Source organism: Conyzicola sp. (assembly GCF_046714715.1).
GTDB lineage: Bacteria > Actinomycetota > Actinomycetes > Actinomycetales > Microbacteriaceae > Conyzicola.
The window spans coordinates 1-4136 of the sequence record NZ_JBKKAD010000086.1 but is presented as its reverse complement, the minus strand read 5'-3'; the positions used below and the strand labels follow the sequence as shown (position 1 = coordinate 4136).

The 4136-nt window shown below is 64.2% G+C and carries 4 protein-coding genes; 1 reads left to right on the top strand and 3 read right to left on the bottom strand.

Translation table 11 applies throughout. The features are described 5' to 3' along the window. On the top strand, positions 1-239 hold a 239-nt coding region (locus ACLQ6X_RS07055), incomplete at its 5' end, for a CPBP family intramembrane glutamic endopeptidase (RefSeq protein ID WP_411699466.1). Between the two features lie 409 nt (positions 240-648). On the opposite strand, the gene ACLQ6X_RS07050 is transcribed toward ACLQ6X_RS07055, so the two are convergent. Genes ACLQ6X_RS07050 through ACLQ6X_RS07040 form a run of 3 tightly spaced genes read right to left on the bottom strand, consistent with a single transcriptional unit; the run spans position 649 to position 4017 of the window. Further along, positions 649-2160, bottom strand: a complete 1512-nt coding sequence (locus tag ACLQ6X_RS07050; RefSeq protein ID WP_411699465.1) for an alpha-N-arabinofuranosidase — start codon at positions 2158-2160, stop codon at positions 649-651. Between the two features lie 37 nt (positions 2161-2197). After that, positions 2198-3073, bottom strand: coding sequence for a carbohydrate ABC transporter permease (locus tag ACLQ6X_RS07045; RefSeq protein ID WP_411699464.1), 876 nt, complete (start codon positions 3071-3073; stop codon positions 2198-2200). Further along, on the bottom strand, positions 3073-4017 hold the full coding sequence (locus ACLQ6X_RS07040; protein ID WP_411699463.1) for a carbohydrate ABC transporter permease: 945 nt from the start codon (positions 4015-4017) through the stop codon (positions 3073-3075). The genes ACLQ6X_RS07045 and ACLQ6X_RS07040 overlap by 1 nt, the downstream gene beginning before the upstream one ends. Positions 4018-4136: the final 119 nt, after the last annotated feature.

Here is a 4136-nt window from a genome sequence, read left to right as displayed (position 1 = left end):
TGCACGCGTATCAGGGCCTGCCCGGCATCATCGGCTCGGTCATTCTCGGCACCGCGTTCATGGCGATCTATCTGGCCACCGGAAGCATCGTGGTCGCGATCGTGGTGCACGCGCTGTTCGATCTGCGGTCGCTGGTGCTGATTCCGGTGGTGGTTTTCGGGGTGCACAAGGAGTTGGGCAATGGGGCGCCGCCGGTGAAGAAGAGGGCTTCGGATGATGCGGAGCTACCCACTCCGTAGGTGCGCTTCGACAGGCTCAGCGCCCCTGAGCGGCGATTACTTCAAAGATCCAGAGCGTCGGATCGGCGGGTCAGGCTGACTTCCGATCGCGCTTGGGGCCTCTTTCCAACTTCCGGTTTGCGGAAGCCATTCGCCCGTAGCCTCATACCATCTGACAATTTTGTAGTGCGCAATCAAAGCGGACTTCACTGCTCCGTGAATAATCGCGTAGAGAATGACAAGCACGACGGCCACAACGACCAAATACACCAAGACGCTCTCCATTACTGCTCCTTCGTTGATCGGAGCTTAGCGAGGATTTCTCTTGACGGTTTACATTGCCGCGAGTGCGCTTCGACAGGCTCAGCGACCGCTGGTTTCGATACGGTCGCGGAGCGACCTACTCAACCCGCGTGAGACGCGGAGCGACCTACTCAACCGGCGTTAGACGCAGGGCGGCCCAGGATACGGGCGGCAAGGTGATCGTCAAGACCCCGTCGGCGATCGTGGTTTCGATGGGGCGCAGGGCGACGCGGGTCGGGTCGGCGAGGGTGTTCGCGGCGTGGATGTCTTCGTCGTAGATGGCCACGGCCTCCGTCACCGCGACGTCGCCGAGCGACGCGATGTTGATCGTTACCGTCGTTGCCGACGAGATCGAGCGGTTGACCAGGAACACCGAGGTGCCAGCCTCGTCGGACGTCACCGCGGAGTCGACCAGGTTGACCGTGCCGTAGGTGCTCGTCTCGTAGGTGTCGGAGACGAGGCGCGGGGTCAGTGCGGTCGCGCCGGCCAGTCGCGAGGTGACGGCGAACGGGAAGAAGGTGGTCTGCTTCCACGCCGCTCCCCCGGGCTCGGTCATGATGGGCGCGATCACGTTGACCAACTGGGCGAGGCTGGCGGAGCTGACCCGATCCGCATGATTGAGCAGTGAAATCAGCAGGCTACCTACGACCACCGCGTCGACGACCGTGTACGAGTCTTCGAGCAGGCGCGGGGCTTTCGGCCAGTTCTCCACGCCTGAAATGCGGTCGACGGTCTGGAAGCGTTCGATGTCCCAGACGTTCCACTCGTCGAACGAGATGTTGATCTGCTTGGTCTTCTTCAGCGCGGCCTTCACGGCGTCGGCGGTCGCGACGACCTCCTCGATCATGAGGCTCATGTCGTGTCCGGCGGCAAGGAAGCTCTCGAGGTCGCTCTGACTCTCGGCCCAGTAGGCGTGGCACGAGATCAGGTCGACGTCGTCGTAGGTGTGCTGCAGCACGGTGTGCTCCCACGCGCCGAAGGTCGGCATCGTGCGGTTGGAGCTGCCGCAGACGACGAGCTCGATGCTCTCGTCGAGCTGGCGCATGGCCTTCGCGGTCATCGAGGCGAGCTTGCCGTAGTCGTCGGCGTTGCGGTGACCGAGCTGCCACGGGCCGTCCATCTCGTTGCCGAGGCACCACATCTTCACCGCGAGGGGCTCGTGGAGACCGTTCGCGCGGCGCTGGTCGCTGAGCGTCGATCCGGATGGCACGTTGGCATACTCCAACAGGTCGAGGGCCTCTTCGACCCCGCGTGTGCCGAGGTTGACCGCCAGCATCAGCTCGCTGCCCGCCTTGCGCAGCCAGCTCGAGAACTCGTGCAGACCGACCTCGTTGGTCTCGGTCGAGTGCCACGCCAGGTCGAGGCGGGTGGGGCGACCGGCAGCGGGGCCGACGCTGTCCTCCCACTTGAAGCCCGACACGAAGTTGCCGCCCGGATACCGGATCGTCGAGACGCCCAGCTCGCGCACGAGCTCGAGCACGTCGCCGCGGAACCCCTCCTCGTCGGCGGTCTCGTGGCCCGGCTCATAAATGCCGTCGTAGACCGAGCGGCCCAGGTGTTCGACGAACGAGCCGAACAGGCGGCGGTCCACCGCTCCGATGGCGAAACGCGGGTTGATGGTCAGGCTGGCCTGGGGCATGGGTCTCTTTCGATCTGAGGTACGGAGAGTGGGAAAGCTACTTGAGGCTGCCGATCGCGAGCCCGCCCTGCCAGTACTTCTGCAGGGAAAGGAACGCGACGATCAGCGGGATGATCGAAATGAGCGAGCCGACGATGATGAGGGTCCAGAGGGATACGCCCGAGCCGCCGTTGTTCTGTGCCGCGAGCCCCTGCCAGAGCCCGATACCCACCGTAATCGGGTAGAGCTGGCTGTTCGAGAGCATCGCCAGCGGCAGGAAGTAGTTGTTCCAGGTGCCGACGACCGAGAGCAGCAGCACCGTCACGACGGCGGGTCTCATGAGCGGGAGCGCGACCTGGAAGAAGGTGCGGAACTCCCCCGCGCCGTCCACCCGCGCAGCGTCGAGCAACTCGTCGGGCACGGCCTCCGCAGCGTAGACGCGCATGAGGTAGACGCCGAACGGACTGAGCAGCGACGGCAGGATGACCGCCCAGATCGTGTCGGTGAGCCCCAGCTCGGAGAACAGCACGAAGGTCGGGATGACGAGCGCCGTGAGCGGCACCATCACCGAGCCGAGCAAAATCGCGAACGACAGGTCACGGCCGCGAAAACGGTACTTCGCGAATCCGTAGCCGGCGAGCACCGCGAGCACCGTCGCGCCGAGACCGCCGACGAAGGCGTACAGCGCCGAGTTGCCGATCCACTTGAGGTAGATGCCGTCGTTGTAGGTGACGAGGTTCGACAGGTTGGTGAAGAGGTTGAAGTCGCCCGAGAACCACAGCGCGCTGTCGCCGCCGAAGAGGCTGGGCGCGTCCTTCGTGCTCGCCACGAAGAGGAACCAGAGCGGCACCAGGAAGTAGACGACGAGGATGCCGAGGAACACGTAGGTGATCACGTGGCGCGGCTTGCGCGAGGTGGGTGCTGCGATGGCCATCAGAGTACGCTCCCGCGCTTGCGTGTGACGAAGAGGAAGATGTAGACGCCGACGAACACGATCGCGCCGAGCGAGAACGAGATGGCCGAGGCGTAGTTGAACTGCGCGTACTTGAACGCGAGGTTGAAGGCGTAGATGTTCGGGGTGAAGTCGGGTGTGATCGTGCCGTTCGCCACCGGGCCGAGCACCTGCGGTTCGGTGAAGAACTGCAGCGTGCCGATGAGGGCGAACACCAGGATCAGCACGAGTGCCGATCGCACCATGGGGATCTTGATGCGCAGTGCCACCTGCCACGAGTTCGCGCCGTCGATCTTGGCTGCCTCGTAGATCGTGGGGTCGATGCCCCGCAGCGCCGCGTAGATGATGATCATGTAGTAGCCGGCCCACTGCCAGGTGACCACGTTCATGAGCCCGAAGAAGATGTTGTCGGGAGACAGCAGGAACGGTGCATCCGCCCCGAATACCCCGAAGATCTGCTCGAGCGGGCCGAAGCTGGGGCTGTACAGGAATCCCCACATGAGCGCCCCGATGACGGCGGGCACTGCGTATGGCAGGAAGATCATCAGCCGGGCGAAGCGCGCGAACCGGTTGGTGAGGTTGTCGAGCACGAGTGCCGCGGCGAGCGACACGAGCATCTGCACCGGGATGAGCACGATCGAGAAGCGCACCACGAACCAGACGCCTTTGAGGAACGACGGGTCGGTGAACGCGCGCACGTAGTTGTTGATGCCGGCGAAGGCTGTTCCGGTCGCGAGGCCCTTCGAGAACAGGCTCAGATAGAACGCGTAGGCGAGCGGCGTGACGAGGAAGACCAGAAACACCACGCCGAACGGGGCGATGAAAAGCCAGCCCGTGAGCGAGTGCCGGCGCTCCCGCGCGGTTCTCTTGCGGGGGGCGGCGCGCACCTTCGCGGTTGCGAGCGGCGCCGTTGCTGCTTCTGCCATTTCAAGATCCTTTGATGATTGGATGTCGCGGCCCCGGGTGTGTGCCCGGGGCCGCGGCGGCTGGAAAACCTAATCGACCGTGAAGCCCAGCTCCAGCGCGGACATCACGATGATGTCTT